Origin of the sequence: Prochlorococcus marinus XMU1405 (assembly GCF_017696275.1) — a bacterium.
GTDB classification, from domain to species: domain Bacteria; phylum Cyanobacteriota; class Cyanobacteriia; order PCC-6307; family Cyanobiaceae; genus Prochlorococcus_A; species Prochlorococcus_A marinus_AB.
On sequence record NZ_JAAORF010000003.1, the window covers coordinates 1 to 17,423 of the forward strand.

The following is a 17,423-nucleotide window of genomic DNA, read 5'->3' on the forward strand; positions in this document are numbered from 1 at the left end:
AACTGGTAGACAAACCAATGTTGAAACCATACTCGAAAGTAACTGCTTCTGAAGTTGTATCACCATCGATAGCTCCGATAGAAGAGTCAACACTAAAAGAAGCAGTTGTTGTTTCAGAGAAACCACCAGCTTCGAAATTGTTAAGTCTTGCTTCCAAACCATCTACACGGCTGTTAGTTACAGCAAGTTCTTCAGCTGGGTTGAAGTCGTTAAAAGTAACTTCGTTTGCAGTAGCAGACAATGGCGCAAGAAGGCCTAAAGTCGCTGGTGCTACTAGCAGCTTTTTAAAAAGCTTCATAAATTTCCTCACACGAAATTTAAAGTACACTTCACATTACTGTATAAATACATTTATGCACAAGTATAACTCGATACATTTTTGATATACCTCTCTCTTATTCTGATAAAAAGGGAAATTTTTATAATGATATAAATCTAGAATCCTTGTAACAGCAATGCTTTTAAAAATATTCATCTCAATAAGAGAATTTTTTTAATTAGAAATGTGCCACAAAAATTTGTGTCCGTAAATCAAAAAAAATTTATTAAAATGTTAAAAACAATTATAGAGCAGATTTAAAATCTCAAATCAAACACAATTCATTATTTTATAGTTATGAAAGGTTTTGGTTCAAATAAAAAATTTTTTAAAGATAAAAATAATCTTTTTGATAAAGATCGGTTAATTATTCATGCTTTAGAACTGCATCAAAAAGGTAATACTGAAGAAGCAAAAAGTTGTTACCAGAAAATTTTAAAAAAAGGCATTGCCGATCCAAGAGTTTTTACAAACTTAGGAGTGCTATTCCAAATGGAAAATGATTATGAAAAAGCAATAAAATTTTACAAAAAATCAATTATTTCCTTCCCTGAAAGTCACGAAGCATACTCAAATCTAAGCCGAGTTTTGTTGGAAATAGGAAAATACGAATTAGCCGAAAAATATTTAATAAAAGTTATAACATTAAAACCTGATTTCTTAAAGGCTTACCAAAACCTTTTTAATGTTTATGTCAAAACTAATCAAAGAAAAAAAGCAGGCGATGTATTGCAAAAATGTTTAAAAATAGCTCCAAATGATCCATTAATAATTTCGAATTTAGGAAGATTTTTATTGGAAGAAAATAATTTAGATGAGGCTAAGAAATACATAAAAAAGGCTATCAGTTTAAAACCTGACTTTTGGATTCCTTACAATAATTTAGCTACTTTAGAGGCTACCATTGGAAATCTGATGGAAGCAGAAAAAAATTTCCATAAAGTGATTGAAATCAATCCAAACTACTTAGAAGCTTATGTTAGTTTAGGAGAAATAAAAAATGACCTTTTTAAGATTAAAGAGGCAGAAGCATTATTCTTAAAATCATTAGAAATTAAAAAAGATTTTGTTAACGGTTATTGTTCACTTTTCAGATTTTATGAGAAAACAAATAATTTAATAAAGCTCAAGAAACAATTAAATATTCAAGACGGCAATCCAGTAATTAAGAATGAGTTGTTAATGTATAGATCTAGAGTTTTTTTTAGAGAGAAAAACTTCTCTAAAGCAAAAGAATTAATAGACAATGTTTCCTTGAATTGGGTAGGGAAAACTGATGTAAATACAAGATTAAATTTTTGGTCCTTTAAAGCATTCATAGAAGAAAAATCAGAAAACTTTAACGAAGCTTATGATTCCTTTATCAAAAGTCAGTTGAATACAAAATATGAAAAATGCAATAAAACGGAATTTAGAAATTACATAATCAATTATGAAAAAAACCTTCATAACAAAAATTTCTTTTTAAAAAGAGACTCCTTTTTTAATAAAAAACATGAAGTTTATTTCTTAATAGGATTCCCAAGATCAGGTACTACTCTCCTAGATACAGTTTTACGTAGTCATCCTGATATAGATGTAATTGAAGAAAAGCCTGTAATTTATTCTCTGGAGAAAATTATAAAAAATCAGTTTAAATATCAACTTGATGAAATCTACAAATTAAGTGAAAAAGAAGTTGAAAAATTGAGGACGTATTATTTAGAAAATATTTCAAAATTATCAGATAAAAAAAATGCCCGAATAATCATAGATAAATTTCCACTCCAAACAGTAAGTTTGCCTCTAATAAACTTTATTTTTCCAAAAGCAAAAATAATTTTTGTCCACCGCCATCCTTATGACACTGTTCTATCCTGTTTTCAACAGTCTTTTGAGCCTAATAATGCAATGGCAAATTTAAGGTCACTAAGAGAATCCTCAGAAATTTATGATCTTTCTATGAAAATGTGGGTCAAATATAAAGAAAAACTAAGCCTTGATTATAAAATGTCTAGATACGAATCACTTATCAATAATTTTGAGGTTCATACAAAAAAAGTAATGAATTTCTTAGAAATTGAGTGGGATGCAAGCATAAAAAATTATAGAGCAACAGCATTAAGTAGAGAAAAAATTAATACACCTTCTTCCTCTCAGGTTGTTCAACCTATTTATAAATCATCAATAGCTAAGTGGGAGAACTATAAGACATATTTTTATGATTGCCATATTTTTCTTGAAAAATGGATCAAATACTTTAATTATTAGGAATTTAGTTTGTTCTAACAGAATTTAAATATTTTTATTTCATGAAAGAATATCTAGAGTTTTAATATTTATGTGAAAAGATAGGAAATTTAGCTTATTTTTTTCGAAATCTTGTAGGAGACTTGATTTGTTTTGTATTTTTTCTTTTTGGAATTTTCAAACGTATCAACATACCATCCAGAAGCAAGTCTTGTGTCTATCTCCTCGTAGCTTTCATTATGGTTTAATTTTTTTAAAGATTTCTTTTTATAGTCCATACATTTTTTTTAACAATTGAAATATAGCATTTAAATATATTTTGGGCAGAAAAATATTTACGAAAAATTTTTGTGATGTTTTCACAAGTTAATTCTTTAAGTGTAAAAGATCTCTTTTTTTAAATCTGTAGAAAAAAGAAAAAAATACTTCTATTTCCCTCAACAAAAAAAATAATTAGTTATATTTTTTAAAAAATTATAAACCTGAGGAGCACAAGGTCAAATGACTCAAATAAATCTCATTGTGAATTCATTACCAAGAGATCTACTGGAATTTGTTTTTTTTCTAGCTGTTGGATTCACTGCTGGCACGATCGGATTAATATAATTAGCAATCTCAAAATCATCTTATTGATAAAAATTAATGCACTTGAAAAAGTGAGAATTAGTGGGAATTATGGGAGTGTTAGTAATTTTTTCCTTAAAAATCGATTTTTATCAATATTTTTAAAATTTGGTCTTTAACAGATGCATGTTATGGACTAAGATCTTATCAGCGGGGCGTGGCGCAGCTTGGTAGCGCGGGTGCTTTGGGAGCATCCACCCTCAGAACATAAAGTATTGCAGTAACTAGGATAAGCGTTTTCATAATTCACCCTTGTACGCATATGTACGCAAATTTATCCAAAACAATCAAAGAATTTGATGTTTCCTACCGCAAAGGTAGAGCCAAAATATCAGATCAAGAGTTTGACTCATTAGTAAGGAATTTAAAAAGGATTGATCCTAACAATTCCTACTTTCACCAAAACAAAGTACTGCCTTCAATGGGCAATGGTAACTATGAGGAGTTCTTAGAAACTCTTCTTCCAGTCACAAGATTGATCCTTACACCAAAGATTGATGGATGTGCTGTTGGTCTTATGTACTCCAAAGGAAAGCTTATTAAAGGAATTACTCGAAAAGGTAAGGACAAAACAGAAGCATTAAAAACAATAGAAAATATTCCTCATAAATTGCCTATTAATATATACATCCAAATTAGAGGTGAACTATATGGTCATGGTTTAATACCAACCAAGTCTCAAGCTTTAGCGGGTGGTCATCTTAGAAAGAAAATTCCTACAGGAGAAGGATTATCTTTTTGTAGTTTTGAAATCCTAAATTCAGAACTAAACAAACATACGCAACTAATACAACTTAAGAAACTAGGTTTTGAAGTTCCAGAACATATATTTACTAATTATTTAAGTGAAGTAGATATATATAGAAAGCTTTGGTTAGAAGGAAAGCTATTTTCTTCATATCCAATGGATGGATTTGTATTAACTGTAAATAGTAGAAAATTGCAGAAACAGCTTTATCAATATCAATATGCAATCAAATGTTGATAGGTGTTGTCATAACAAAACCTCACACATGCCGATATATCTCTATTTAAGGGGTTGTCACTAGATCTAACTCTTCCTAACATGCCTACAACACTCAGTTGAGAACAGGCTTCATCCTAATCACTAACACCGAGAGTTTATACCTTATCTTTATACGTTATGAAATTCCACACACTTTCTAAAGGAGACACTCTATGTTTACTAAAAAATGGCTCACAGCAGCTGAGACCGCCAACATTCTTGCTTTCTCAGAAGCAACACTAAGAAGACTTAGACAAGGAAAAGTCTTTAAAGCGGGAGTACATTACAGAAGGAAATTTGCGGGAAATCATAATAGTCCAATTCTTTATGACATAGAACTATGTGAAGCTGCCCTAAAGGAGAGAGATGCTAGGGATGCAAGAGAACTAGAACTAGCGAGGGGCTAATAATGACAAACAAAAAAAATGACTCTCACGCCAATGAGAGCCAAAAAGATTTTGCTGCTTTCAATTTAACATTTAATCAAAGTCAATTTTCAAAGCACTTAATATTAAGTTGGTGCAAAGAGTTAGAGGGCGTAACTGAAGACAAATTCAAAAAGATCCAAGGTTGGAGATGGTGGCAATAATGGAAAAAATGACTATGGAGGAAAAATACAGAGATTGGCAGAGAAGGTATCGTGCAACCTTTCGTTATGATGATCAATTCTGTAATTGGCTTAAGTTGGGTTTTGTTAAACCAATAACACCAAAGTATTTAAAAGAATACCAAATACAACTTGCTCTAGTTATAGAAATGAAAGAAGTCAAAACTCCTTGGAGTGGTGAACCAGAAGACCATAGATACCATGGTAATGGTGGCAAGTATCATTATATTTTCCAAGAAGAGCGAGAGAAAATTTACGCTAAAGCAAGAGAAGAAACTAGACGTAGATATAGCAAAGTAACTCAAGGACATACACCCGCGAAGAGAAAGCCTTATAGATCAATTACAAATAATCCACCTAGAAGGAAGACTATCTATCGTGACTAAATTAACCAAAGATCAACCCTTATCAATATCGGTTGGTTTTTTAAAAGATTTTCCAGAAGGCTTCCAAGGTAATCAACATCAAAAAATTAAATCTGGTGAATTATCAAGATTATTAGTTTCCCATTATGGAAAAAGATTAGCTTTTAATCTTCTTTCTTTAGAACCAGAAATTGATAATCATTTTATTGATCTTGAATACTGTCAGTTGTTCTATAACTACCTATCAATAATGGGTTATGAAATAGGGAAAGAAGCTGCATTTGATGCACTACTTACAGCTGCAAGAGATGGTCAATATCACCCGATTTGTAGATATTTAGAAAATATAGTTTCTAATCCATCTATCAAACCTATTAACTTGGATACTGTTGCAAGTGACTATCTTGGAACAAATTCTGAATTGTACAATCAGATCCTAAAAACTACTCTTCTAGCAGCTGTAGGAAGAGTTAAAGATAGAGGAATAAAGTTTGATAATTGTTGTGTTTTGGTTGGTCGACAAGGAACAGGAAAATCTACTTTTTGGAGATATTTAGCTTCTGATCCTTGGTTTTGTGATACATGGCAACCTAGAGAACAAGATCTATTTATGGCAATTCAATCAACTTGGATATTTGAAATTGCAGAATTAGATAGGCTTAATCCTCATGGTGATAAAGCTGCCAAGCTTAAAGCTTTGCTTTCTTCTTCTGTAGATAAATTTCGGCGACCCTATGGGAAGGCAGTTGGTATATTTCCAAGACCTTCAATATTAGTTTCATCATGTAATAGAAAAGATTTTTTAAACGATCCGACAGGCAATAGAAGATATTGGGTGATTGATTTAGGAGAAAAACAAATTAACAATAATAAGGTTCTTAGAGATAGAGACAGTATTTGGAAAGCTGCTGCTTTGGCATATAAAAGTGGCATGGTTCTAGACCTTCCACAAGAATATGCGACTCAAAGTTTCTCTATTAATAATGAATACGAAGCAGAAGATCCATTCCTCGCGAGAATAGAAGAATGGGTAACAAAGCCACACAATAAATTTAGATTTACCACCGAGCAAGCTTTGGTGAATAGTGGTTGTAGAAGTGCAGAGAATGTTACACCAAATGACTTGAAGTTATGTGCAGACTGCTTAAGAAAACTTGGTTTTGATAAAGGAAATCAATCTAGATATAAAGACCCTATTACAAATAAAAGTGTTAGAGCTAGGTATTGGAGTCACCCAGAATGGACAGAACAGCAGAAGACCCAATCACCAAGAAAATCTAATTTTGAACCTAGAGCATTAATTTGACTCAAGTGACTCAATGCACCAAAAAGTCATGAGTCAGCGCAAATCTATGTTGGTGCAATAGGTTAAAAGGTTTTGTCTCATGTCTCATTGGAAATCTACAAAAAATCTATTTTTATATAAATATCTAATAATTAGATGCAGCAAGTTTTCACAACCCCGCTGTGACATGAGACAGCTTTTTTATTACGAAATAGACATAAAAAAATAAGCTAATTTAAGCAAAAACAAGCCAAATTAAGAAAATTTAAGAGATTTATAGCGATTTAGAAGAGATTATGAAAAAACCTATTTGTCTCAATGGATCTAAGGTAAAATCCTAACACCTTTTTTAACTAAAATATATTAGTTGCATTTTTTTATGGATTACTATCACCAAATAGAAATCGAGTGGAAGAACGTATTGATCAATTACCAAAATGGGTCCTTTCCAGAGTAAATGAGTGGGTGATTTCGTGCCCCAAATTCCTCCTAGGTAAAAGGCTGCATAGTTAGACACACTTTTACAAATACTTGATCAGGTAAATGGACTAGAATAATTGCATAGCAGTGAATCTCACCAAATGTAAATTTTGTAAGATGAAACCAAAATCATTTCAGATCGAAGCTTACACTATCTCAGAAACTTCAAGAATACTAGGTTATAAAAGCACCAAAACACTCTACAGATTGCTTAATAGAGATGTCTTAGAGGATTATATTTATTTAGAACAATCAGGAAGAGTTTATCTAATGCTGGAGCCACCAAATCTTCCAACTTTAGCCGAAAAAATTAGAGCAAATATCCAATATAGAAAAAATAATATTATCAAAAGGTTCATTTAGAAAGGTTTTATTTTTTTTAATAAACATCCTTAAACTAAATTTTTTAAAAAGATTTTTTCTTTAACTTTACTTAACCATAGGTGAATATTATTTACTGAATAACAACTGAGGGAATGTTTAAATACAAGGAATTCATTGCTCAAATCAAATATAAAGAAGTAATATCTTCCCCTGTATATTTTATTCCTGTTTTGCTTCTATCCATAATGATTATTATTGAAGGTTTTCACATCTTTAACCACAAACAAAACTGCAAAACTAAAGCTGAGTGGATGGAACAATCAGGAATGACTTATGACAGGGAATCAGAAGTTAATTAATAAAATCTAAAATATAATTTATTCGCAGCAACGTTTTCTATTTGAGGAATAATCTGTCAAAGAAGTTATCCATTCCTTGATTAAAAAGAGAGACTCTTTATTTAGGCTGTAATACACCCATCTACCTTCTTGCCTGTCTACGATAAGACCAGCTTCCTTCAAAATTTTTATGTGATATGAAATTCTGGATTGAGATAACTTAGTTAATTTCATAATATCGCAAACACAAACTTCTCCATCCATCATTAAGTCTATTATTTCTAGCCTAAAAGGATCAGAAAATGAAACCATCAACTTAGATATATCTTCTTTTTTTACTTTGCTAATATCTTTTAACAATTTTAAAGTAATTAATTTTTCCTAAATATAGCTTAAATAAAAAAGATTTCATTAATAAAAATATCTTGATACATCAAAATATTTTGATGTATAATTTATATAGAAAATTTCAACAGTGATGAAAATTGGAATTAATGGTTTTGGAAGAATTGGCAGATTAGTTTTCAGAGCATTATGGGACAGAGCTGGTATAGAAATAACTCACATAAATGAGATAGCAGGAGATTCGAATGCTGCTGCGCATTTACTCGAATTCGATTCAGTCCATGGTAGATGGGTGAAAGATATAAAGGTTAAAAAAGAAGAAATAATAATTGATGGAAAGAAATTAACCTACACATCTTTTAAAAATTACCTTGATGTTCCTTGGGAAAAATCTTCTGTAGATATTATTTTGGAATGTACAGGAAAGAATAAAAAGCCAGACAAACTAAATCCCTATTTTGATAATCTTGGAATGAAAAGAGTAATAGTAGCTTGTCCAGTCAAAGGAATTGTTGCAGAAGCTGAATCACTTAATATTGTTTACGGTATAAATCAAAGTCTTTATGACCATTCCAAACATAAATTAGTAACTGCAGCATCATGCACTACAAATTGTTTAGCTCCGATAGTAAAGGTAATTAATGAAAATTTTTCTATTAAACACGGCGCTATTACAACTATTCACGATGTAACGAACACTCAAGTTCCTGTAGATTTTTATAAAAGTGATCTGAGGAGAGCAAGAGGATGTATGCAAAGTTTAATACCTACTACCACTGGTTCTGCTAAAGCTATCGCTGAGATCTTTCCAGAATTAAAAGGAAAATTAAATGGACATGCAGTAAGAGTTCCTCTACTTAATGGTTCTTTAACTGATGCAGTTTTTGAATTAAATAAAGAAGTGACAACTGAACAAGTGAATATGGCACTAAAGGGAGCTTCAGAAACTTATTTAAAAGGAATTCTTGGCTACGAAGAAAGACCTTTAGTTTCTGCAGATTATGTAAATGACTCTAGAAGTTCAATAGTTGATAGTTTATCAACTATGGTTGTTAATTCAAATTTATTAAAGATATACGCTTGGTATGACAACGAGTGGGGTTACAGCTGCAGACTTGCAGATCTTACTGAATATGTAATCAAAAAAGAGATTTAATTTATGTCTTTATGAAGTTATCTAATATTCAACAATATAGTGTTGTAACAGCAAACTATTGGGCGTTCACGCTTACTGACGGCGCATTAAGATTATTAGTTGTTGGGCACTTTCATGAGCTAGGTTACACAACTCTACAAATTGCTTTACTTTTCCTTTTTTATGAGTTTTTTGGAATAATTACTAATCTTTATGGTGGTTGGATAGGAGCAAGATATGGATTAAGGCTTACTTTGTGGATTGGGACTATCCTGCAAATCATCGCTCTTTTTATGCTTATTCCAGTTAAGGAAGATTGGCCGGTAATTTTTAGTGTCGCTTACGTCATGGTTGCTCAAGCAGTTAGTGGGATAGCAAAAGATTTAAACAAAATGAGTGCTAAAAGTGCTGTTAAGACAGTAGTTCCAGAGACAAATGATGGCAATGATACTGGCCAAAAACAACTTTTTAAATGGGTTGCTATTTTAACTGGATCTAAAAATGCTCTTAAGGGAGTTGGCTTTTTCTTAGGTGGACTTTTATATAAGTTATTTGGATTCAATAATGCTGTAGAAATTATGGGTTTTGGACTCTGCTTAGCCTTTTTCTTGACATTAATTTTGCCTGGAGAAATTGGCAAGATGAAAACCAAACCAGCTTTTAATGATCTTTTTTCAAAATCAAATGCAATAAATATTCTTTCAGCAGCAAGATTTTTTCTTTTTGGAGCAAGAGATGTTTGGTTTGTTGTGGCTCTTCCAGTATTCCTAGATATGGCCTTTGGTTGGGACTACATGGAAATAGGATTATTTCTTGGGGCCTGGGTAATAGGTTATGGAATTGTTCAGGCTTCGGCTCCAGCAATTAGAAAGATATGGGGCCAGAAAGAAAGTCCAGATCGTAAAGCTGTCCAATTTTGGAGTGCCGTATTAATGGTAATACCATCTTTGATAGGAGTCGCATTATGGAGAGAAAGTTCTCCATCGATAGCAATAATTTTAGGACTTACTATTTTTGGATTTGTTTTTGCAATGAATTCCTCTACACATTCTTATATGATTTTGGCCTACTCTGATAATGAAAAAGTCAGTTTAAATGTTGGCTTCTATTACATGGCAAATGCTGCTGGAAGACTAGTTGGAACATTACTTTCTGGCTTACTATTTATGATTGGAAGAAATCCGAGTATTGGTCTTCAATATTGTCTTTATTTTTCATCCCTTCTAATATTATTATCTTGTATTTCAAGTCTTAAATTACCATCAATCAAACAAAGCTTATCATCACCATAAAAACTAATTTTTTGAAATTAGAATATTTAAATGGCAAAAATATCCTTAATTGAACTTGCAAAAATTTTCCTAAAAATTGGTATTTTAAGTTTTGGAGGACCCTATGCTCATATTTCCTTATTCGAAGATGAACTTATAAATAATAAAAAATTGATCTCAATTCAATCTTTTGAAAAAGGTATTGGATTATGTCAAATACTTCCAGGACCAATATCTACTCAATTATCTATATTCATAGGTCTTAAAATTAATGGATATCTTGGTGGATTGGTATCCGGTATTAGTTTCATTATCCCTGGATTCGTTTCGGTATTAGCTCTTAGTTTTTTTTGGCAAATTGGATCCGGATCAAAATTCTTAACAGATTTAATTTATTTTAATCCTCCTATTATCGCAGGAATAATTTTTTCATTCTCATTAGTTCTATTAAAAAAAAGATTAAAGTTTGATCGTATATTATTCTCTAGCTCAATATTATTTCTACTTATATTTTCCAAACATAATAATATTCAATTTCCACTTATTACAATACTTACTATTGCAGGATTGATAAATATATTTTTACAGAAATGGAAACCTATTTTTTATAGCTTGGTCCCTTTATCTATATTTTCAACAACCTCATTTTTGATTAGCTCGGTCTTTTTAGATATATCAAAGTTTTTTAATTTTATAAGAGAATCTATAAACTCAAAGTTTTTAGTAGATTACCTTAATCTGTTTTTTTTCTTCTTTAAATCTGGACTTTTTATTTTTGGAGGTGGATTAGTAATCATTCCTCTTATGAGTGATTATGTTATCTCGCAAGGGTGGTTAACAAATAATGAATTTATAGATGGAATAATGATTAGCCAAATAACGCCTGGGCCTGTCTTATTAATTACAAGTTTTATTGGATACAAAGCAGGGTTTTCGGTTGGAGGAATAAATGAAGCTTTAAAGTATTCATTTATATCAACTTTTGCAATTTTTTTACCAAGTTTTTTATTGATTTTTGTTTTTGGAAAAGGCTTTATAAAAAACAGAATTAAATCGATTAATTACTTTATCGAAGGAGTAATCAATACAATTCCAGGAGCAGTTTTTTTTTCTGGCTTTAATTTAATTGAAGATAGTTTTTCATCAAAATACTTTTTAATTAGCTCTATTTTTATAGTTTTAATCTCCACACTATTATCTTTTTTTAAAATAGTTCCAACCTACATACTTATTCTTTTTTCTTTAATATTAGGTTTATCAAAATATTTGTTTGCATAAAAAAGGAGGAAATAAATTCCCCCTTTTAAATGTTTGTCTTACGTTTTATTTACCGATTCTTTTTACTGCAGCTCTTGACTTCTCAAGAATATCTCCTTTCAAAGGAACAAATCCAAGTGATGGAGCTTTATCTTGATACTCATCACTTAACAATGTATTAAAGGCTTGTTTGATAGCTTTAGTGTTTCTACCATTACCTTTTTCATAGGCGAGTATCCATGTCAATGAAGCGATAGGGTACGCTCCTTTTGCTTTTGGATTGGGATTTTTACCAGCAAGATTTTCATCTAAAGTAATACCATTGAGAGCTTTAGCTCCTGCCTCAACTGTTGGCTTTACATATTCTCCAGAAAGATTCTGAAGTGCAGCGGCTTTAACATTACCTTTTATATAAGACTGGTTAACATAACCAATTGCGCCAGGAGTATTTTGAATAACACCTGCAACACCAGAATTACCCTTTGCTCCAACACCTGCCGGCCATTTTACAGACTTACCTGTCCCTAATGTCCAGGTTTTTGAAAACGCTTCCATAGAGTTTGTAAAGGCTTTAGTTGTACCTGATCCATCAGAGCGATGAGTCCAAGTCAATTTCCCTGGTTTACAGCCTAATTCTTTCCAATCTTTAATCATTCCCATAGCAACTTGTACTGCTTTCTCTTGGGAAAGTTTTAAATCGCAATCATAGTTATAACCAAATGCAATAGTACCTCCAACCATAGGTATCTGTACTAGTCCTCTAGTAACTTTTGCTATATCTTTATCTTTCATGGGATCATCAGAAGCACCAAAGTTTACAGTCTGATCAATAAATGCTTTTCTTCCAGAACCAGAGCCGACAGCTTGATAATTAACTCTTGGGCCGCCAGATTTTGCTAGATCAAAAAACCATCGAGTGTAAATTTTGGCAGGAAATGATGCTCCAGCACCACTTAATCTTGTTTTAGCAGAAACACTTGTGCCAGGAACACTTGTACCAGCAGCAATGGCTACTGCAGAAGTGAAAACCAAAGCTTTCTTAGCTATGTTCATGGATGTCATGATTAAATAAAGACTTCATATATATAGCATCAAATTTACACACAAATACTCATTAATTAAAACTTTATCCTATGGTTAATTAGTTCTTAACCCCTTCTTAAACTAAATATCAAAATAACTTATTTACGTTTGGTTTTGAAAATATTTGAAAATAAATGAATTTCAATTTAAAAATATTATTTAAAAAATATTCAAAAATTTTAGAAATCATTTTGTTTAATTTAAGAAAAGTTTAAAGTCTCTTTAAAATTTCCTTCTGACCTAATTTCATAGCCGTTTCTTAACCTTTATTAGTTCTCATAGATTTGGATATTTATCCATTTTTACGTGTTGAGGTTCATGAAACTTTTTCAAAAACTAATTGCTGCTCCTGCAATCATTTCTTTGGCATCAGGTTTAGCAGTAAACGCAGCTGAGATCAATTCAACTGATCTTAGTGATTATTCAAACTCCAACAATTTAGTATCTTTAGGTGATTTTAAATCTGATACTTTATTCCCAGGAGATTGGGCTTACGATTCATTAAAGGATCTTACAAATAGCCCTAAATTTAATGGTAACTCAGTTACTCGTTTAGAAGCTGCTGCTGAATTAAGCAATCTAATCGCTGGTGGTGAAGGCTTAATGAACGGAGCTGCAATAGGTAGGCTAAGTGATGAACTTGGTTCTGAGTTGGCAATTATGAAAGGAAGAGTTGATGGCCTTGAAGCTCGTGTTAACGGACTTGAAGCTGGTTCTTTCAGTGAAACGACCACTATGAGTGGTGAAGTAGGGTTCCTATTAGGTGGAACTGATTCAGCAACTAAAGCCAATGATGTAGTTCAGTTTGAATATGCCTTAGGAATTGACCTAGATACAAGTTTCACAGGTGAAGATAACTTAAACATCGGAATAGTAACTGGAAATGGTCTAACAAATGTTGGTGCTGATAAGACTGGTTTAGACTGGGGAGAAAGTGAAAGTGACGCCCTTGTGGTTAATGACCTCAACTACACTTTCCCTGTAGGCGCATGGAAGGTTGCAGTTGGTGATTCTATGGATGCATCCAAGACTTGGCCTAATGCATGTTCCATGAATAATATGGTTGATAACTTAGGAGATTGTGGTGCCGCAAACTCTGTTGACTTAAGTGGTAATGTTTCACTTAGTGCTGCAACTGGATTTGGAGATGGTTGGGAACTTGGACTAGGTATATCTGGAATTGCAGGCAAAACCGATACTACCTCCACTGGTTTGTTTACTAAAGAAGGTACTGACCTTTTTGGTTTAGCTCTTGGTTATGAAGCAGATACATTCGGTTTCACAGTAGCTTACTCTGATAAAGATACTGCCAACTACTACGGTTTAGTTGCATATTACAGCCCCGAAGAATTACCAACTACCTTTAGCGGTGGTGTTGAAGTAGGGAATCCAGATTCAGGGGAAGACACAACTCAATGGGCTTTCGGTATTAGTACTGATGTAGGTGAAGGTACATTAAGTGCAAACATTGGAACCAATGGACCAATCAAAGACAATGCAGAAGAAATTTATGCATATGATCTTTCCTACGAATATCCACTTAACGACAGTATGAGTATTACACCTTTCGTTTACATTTCTGAAACGACAGGTACAAATGTTGACACTACTGGAGCCGGTGCATTTGTATCATTCTCTTTTTAATTTTTTACAAAATTCCTAGAAGAGTAAAAACATTGGGCTCCATAATGGAGCCTTTTTTCTTCCCATCCTATAAATCTTTATCGAGACATGGAAAGATAGTTTCAAAAATTGCTCCACCATCCTTATGATTAAAAGCCTTTATAAAACCTTTATTGTTATTGATTATTTTTTTTGTTATTGAAAGACCTAAACCACTTCCACTTTTCTTGAATTTAGTCCTTGATGGATCACCTCTATAAAAACGAGAAAAAATATCATTAAATTCATTTTCTTCTAATCCAATACCTTTATCTCTAACTCTCATAACAACCGAGCTATCTCTTTTAAAAATTTCAATTTGAATTTCTTCATTAGCTGGGGAATAACGAATAGCATTATCCAAAATATTTATAAAAGCTCTTTTTAAATTTTCAATATCTGCAGATATAAAATATTTTGTTGGCATTAGTAGATTTATTTTTATATCTTTTTTTTCTGCAAGTGGTTTTAAGGTTTGCCAAGATTCCATCACTAAATCTGAAATAGATATTTTTTTATTTTTATTAAAAGCCTCGCTACTTTCTAGCTTAGAAAGTTCTAAAGTTTCTTCAACCATTTTTCTTAATCTTTTAGATTCTTTCTTAAGTCTTTTAACGAGATATCTATCTTTCTTTGATACTACTGATTCCAGTCTTTCGCCTATCAAAATAAGAGATGTAAGAGGTGTTTTCAGTTCATGAGACACATCGTTGATTAATTGATTCTGTCTTTTTTTTATGGATTCAATTGATAATTTACTCTCCAACAATATTAAATAATTTTTTTTCCTTGCTCTAACAATATTTACAGAAATGGGTTCCCCCGAAATAGTGCAATTTAGGCTGATTGGGAAATCTTTTTTTCTTGAATATAAAATCTTATTTCTTAGTACTTCAAGCTCATTAATATCATTAATTGCTTTTCCAATAACATCCTTATATTTAATAAACTTAATGAGAGATAAACCTTTCTGATTGATAAATTTTATTGTTAGATCAGATGACAAAATAATCCATCCTTGAGATGAATAATCTAACCAAGATAAAAGTTGCTGTGGTTTAACTTTATCAAATGGAAAATCAAAAATTTGTTGGTTCTTATTTTTAGTTAATTCAATATTTTTATTATTTTTTGAAAATCCTTTAACCTTGGTTTTCCATTTCTCATAAAAGAAAGTTAATACCTGTTGTAGTGTTTTCATTCTCATCCAAACTTATATCCAAAACCTCTTACAGTTTTCAGAAGTTTTGGCGCTGAGGGATCTTCTTCTAATTTCTCTCTAAGCCATCTAACATGAACATCTACTGTTTTAGTATCACCAATAAAGTCAATTTCCCATATTTTTTCCAGAATTAAATCCCTTGACCATACTCTTTTTGGACTTTTCATAAATAACTCTAATAATTTAAATTCTTTTGGAGATAAAGTTATTTCCCTATCAAAAGAAGTTACTCTGCATTCCTCTAAAAACATTTTTATATGATTAAACTCGATGATAGATTGCGTTTTTTCTATATATTTTTTATTACGTTTAGATCTTCTTATTAATGCTCTTGATCTGGCAATTAATTCATTTAAACCAAAAGGTTTTGTTAAATAATCATCAGCACCAACCTCTAATCCAAGAACCCGGTCTGATTCATTATCTTTGGCACTCAAAATTAATATGGGCGTATAATTTTCTTCATTTCTTATTTTTCTGCATAACTCTAATCCATTTAACCCTGGTAACATTAAATCGAGAATTATAAGGTCAACATCATTTTTAGTATTTTCGCCAATAAAATCTGAAGCACTTAAACCGTCTTTAAAAGTTAAAACTTCAAAACCTTCGCCTTTCAATGATTCACTAACTGTCAGCCTAATACTCTTATCATCCTCTACAAGAAGAATCTTTGAGCCCTGCAAACTTTTATGATCTTTAATAGTCATTTGAAAACCCAACAAATTAATTTTATATAATCAAATTTATTTGATGTAATTATTTCATAATTAATTTACATTGAATTATTATTTTTTTCATTAAATCTTATTTCCTTTTTAATTTTCCCTTAAACCCTTTTATCTAAATTTAGATTGTCTCTTTAATCTTCCTCACACATAATTTTAAAGAGACAAATTTATTGAATTTAATAATAGATATTAAAACTAATATCCCATCGAAGCATAATAATAATCGTCATCTTCATCTATATTTGTCACTACCCATTCTGGCGGAAAGTCACCAATTTTTACGTATTGATAAAGCATATCAACATCCGGATCGTAATAGGTATCATTAATTTTTGGATCTTTGATTACTTTGCTTGGATGCATAATAAAAAATATTTCTGCTCTTTCTTTATAGATTATTTAGTTTAAAGCAGCTTTAAATCTCATTTAAATATTTTCATTTGATCTACTTGACCCAAGACTAATTTAACTTGTAATTAGTCATGATTGTTTTAATGACCGATTTTTTCGGATCTTTATTTGGATAACAATTAACAATTTTATATTTACCACCTTTTCTATCTGTCTCAACAAGAGTAAATTGAACAAATTTTTCTTTTTCAACATTTGAAAAATCCTTTACTTCTATTTTGATTATTTCTTCATTTTTACTTTCAATTATTCTGGATTTACCTCCACAAAGACGAACAGCCGTTTCTTTAGTTACATAAAATAATTTTTTTTCATCATTAATGGATGATTTACCTTTCGTAATCGAAATTTCATCTTTTGTAATGGATAATTCTTCTTGGGTAATGGATAATTCATCTTTTGTACTGCAAGAAGTAAGAATAAAAATAAATACAGCCAGTAGCTTTTTCATATTTTTTTTAGAGGATAAATTCACTTGTAATTGCTTTTAATTGTTTTTTATTTAGTTGGGTAAGATAGCTATAAATTTCTTTTCTACATAATCTGTCTTCAACTCTTTTACTTTCAAGAATTGAAAAAGTAATGAAATTAACAAGTTGATTTTTGTTCATGTTTATCTTTTAGGTCTCTATTGTTAACTTTTAATTAAATTCTTATTAAATAAACTTTTGACTATTAGAAAAAATATTTAATTTCAAAATTTAGAAATTTTTTAAACAAATTTATTTT

The 17,423-nt window shown here is 31.1% G+C and carries 20 protein-coding genes and 1 pseudogene; 12 read left to right on the forward strand and 9 right to left on the reverse strand.

Annotated features, from left to right (window positions below; all coding sequences use genetic code 11):
* Window positions 1-298: pseudogene (locus tag HA148_RS05890) on the reverse strand (porin); the annotation flags it as partial.
* A 318-nt stretch (window positions 299-616) separates the two neighbouring features.
* On the opposite strand from HA148_RS05890, the gene HA148_RS05895 reads away from it, so the two are divergent.
* Entirely contained in the window at window positions 617-2,569 is a 1,953-nt protein-coding gene (locus tag HA148_RS05895) for a tetratricopeptide repeat-containing sulfotransferase family protein (RefSeq protein WP_209131094.1), read from the forward strand.
* An 89-nt stretch (window positions 2,570-2,658) separates the two neighbouring features.
* On the opposite strand, the gene HA148_RS05900 is transcribed toward HA148_RS05895, so the two are convergent.
* Complete coding sequence (locus tag HA148_RS05900; RefSeq protein WP_209131096.1) at window positions 2,659-2,826, reverse strand: hypothetical protein; 168 nt, start codon at window positions 2,824-2,826, stop codon at window positions 2,659-2,661.
* Window positions 2,827-3,434: 608 nt separating this feature from the next.
* Between HA148_RS05900 and HA148_RS05905 the strand changes: the two genes are divergently transcribed.
* The 7 genes from HA148_RS05905 (at window position 3,435) to HA148_RS05935 (ending at window position 7,598) form a co-directional block, all read left to right on the forward strand.
* On the forward strand, window positions 3,435-4,157 hold the full coding sequence (locus HA148_RS05905; protein ID WP_209110542.1) for an NAD-dependent DNA ligase: 723 nt from the start codon (window positions 3,435-3,437) through the stop codon (window positions 4,155-4,157).
* Between the two features lie 194 nt (window positions 4,158-4,351).
* Window positions 4,352-4,585: a hypothetical protein gene (locus HA148_RS05910; RefSeq protein WP_209110544.1), complete on the forward strand. Its 234-nt coding sequence runs from the start codon at window positions 4,352-4,354 to the stop codon at window positions 4,583-4,585.
* A 2-nt stretch (window positions 4,586-4,587) separates the two neighbouring features.
* Window positions 4,588-4,767 (forward strand): hypothetical protein, encoded by a 180-nt coding sequence (locus HA148_RS05915; RefSeq protein WP_209110546.1) that lies wholly within the window; start codon window positions 4,588-4,590, stop codon window positions 4,765-4,767.
* On the forward strand, window positions 4,755-5,171 hold the full coding sequence (locus HA148_RS05920) for a hypothetical protein (RefSeq protein ID WP_209131098.1): 417 nt from the start codon (window positions 4,755-4,757) through the stop codon (window positions 5,169-5,171). Before HA148_RS05915 ends, HA148_RS05920 begins: the two co-directional genes overlap by 13 nt.
* Window positions 5,164-6,456, forward strand: a complete 1,293-nt coding sequence (locus tag HA148_RS05925; protein WP_209110550.1) for a VapE domain-containing protein — start codon at window positions 5,164-5,166, stop codon at window positions 6,454-6,456. The genes HA148_RS05920 and HA148_RS05925 overlap by 8 nt, the downstream gene beginning before the upstream one ends.
* A gap of 576 nt (window positions 6,457-7,032) precedes the next feature.
* Window positions 7,033-7,278, forward strand: a complete 246-nt coding sequence (locus HA148_RS05930; protein ID WP_209110552.1) for a hypothetical protein — start codon at window positions 7,033-7,035, stop codon at window positions 7,276-7,278.
* Window positions 7,279-7,391: 113 nt separating this feature from the next.
* A complete protein-coding gene (locus HA148_RS05935; protein ID WP_144038817.1) occupies window positions 7,392-7,598 on the forward strand; it encodes a hypothetical protein in 207 nt (68 codons plus the stop codon).
* Window positions 7,599-7,616: 18 nt separating this feature from the next.
* Here the strand turns inward: HA148_RS05935 and HA148_RS05940 are convergent, their stop codons facing one another.
* On the reverse strand, window positions 7,617-7,937 hold the full coding sequence (locus HA148_RS05940; protein WP_374938802.1) for an ArsR/SmtB family transcription factor: 321 nt from the start codon (window positions 7,935-7,937) through the stop codon (window positions 7,617-7,619).
* A 118-nt stretch (window positions 7,938-8,055) separates the two neighbouring features.
* Between HA148_RS05940 and HA148_RS05945 the strand changes: the two genes are divergently transcribed.
* The 3 genes from HA148_RS05945 to chrA are packed head-to-tail and all read left to right on the forward strand — an operon-like array spanning window position 8,056 to window position 11,606.
* Window positions 8,056-9,078 carry an ArsJ-associated glyceraldehyde-3-phosphate dehydrogenase gene (locus tag HA148_RS05945; protein ID WP_209131100.1) on the forward strand — a complete coding sequence of 341 codons (1,023 nt, stop codon included), beginning with the start codon at window positions 8,056-8,058 and terminating at the stop codon, window positions 9,076-9,078.
* Window positions 9,079-9,089: 11 nt separating this feature from the next.
* Window positions 9,090-10,349 (forward strand): organoarsenical effux MFS transporter ArsJ, encoded by a 1,260-nt coding sequence (gene arsJ, locus HA148_RS05950; RefSeq protein ID WP_209131102.1) that lies wholly within the window; start codon window positions 9,090-9,092, stop codon window positions 10,347-10,349.
* 30 nt (window positions 10,350-10,379) lie between these two features.
* A complete protein-coding gene (gene chrA / locus HA148_RS05955; protein ID WP_209131104.1) occupies window positions 10,380-11,606 on the forward strand; it encodes a chromate efflux transporter in 1,227 nt (408 codons plus the stop codon).
* Between the two features lie 45 nt (window positions 11,607-11,651).
* Here the strand turns inward: chrA and pstS are convergent, their stop codons facing one another.
* Window positions 11,652-12,638, reverse strand: coding sequence for a phosphate ABC transporter substrate-binding protein PstS (pstS, locus tag HA148_RS05960; RefSeq protein ID WP_209132193.1), 987 nt, complete (start codon window positions 12,636-12,638; stop codon window positions 11,652-11,654).
* 348 nt (window positions 12,639-12,986) lie between these two features.
* On the opposite strand from pstS, the gene HA148_RS05965 reads away from it, so the two are divergent.
* Entirely contained in the window at window positions 12,987-14,312 is a 1,326-nt protein-coding gene (locus tag HA148_RS05965) for a carbohydrate porin (protein ID WP_209131107.1), read from the forward strand.
* 67 nt (window positions 14,313-14,379) lie between these two features.
* Here HA148_RS05965 and HA148_RS05970 read toward each other — a convergent pair whose 3' ends face one another.
* The 5 genes from HA148_RS05970 to HA148_RS05990 form a co-directional block, all read right to left on the reverse strand.
* Entirely contained in the window at window positions 14,380-15,531 is a 1,152-nt protein-coding gene (locus tag HA148_RS05970; protein WP_245152034.1) for a PAS domain-containing sensor histidine kinase, read from the reverse strand.
* A gap of 2 nt (window positions 15,532-15,533) precedes the next feature.
* Complete coding sequence (locus HA148_RS05975) at window positions 15,534-16,262, reverse strand: response regulator transcription factor (protein ID WP_079331283.1); 729 nt, start codon at window positions 16,260-16,262, stop codon at window positions 15,534-15,536.
* Window positions 16,263-16,478: 216 nt separating this feature from the next.
* Window positions 16,479-16,646 (reverse strand): hypothetical protein, encoded by a 168-nt coding sequence (locus HA148_RS05980; RefSeq protein WP_209131111.1) that lies wholly within the window; start codon window positions 16,644-16,646, stop codon window positions 16,479-16,481.
* A 97-nt stretch (window positions 16,647-16,743) separates the two neighbouring features.
* On the reverse strand, window positions 16,744-17,145 hold the full coding sequence (locus HA148_RS05985) for a hypothetical protein (RefSeq protein ID WP_209040820.1): 402 nt from the start codon (window positions 17,143-17,145) through the stop codon (window positions 16,744-16,746).
* A gap of 7 nt (window positions 17,146-17,152) precedes the next feature.
* Window positions 17,153-17,305, reverse strand: a complete 153-nt coding sequence (locus HA148_RS05990; protein ID WP_209110566.1) for a hypothetical protein — start codon at window positions 17,303-17,305, stop codon at window positions 17,153-17,155.
* Window positions 17,306-17,423 lie beyond the last annotated feature (118 nt).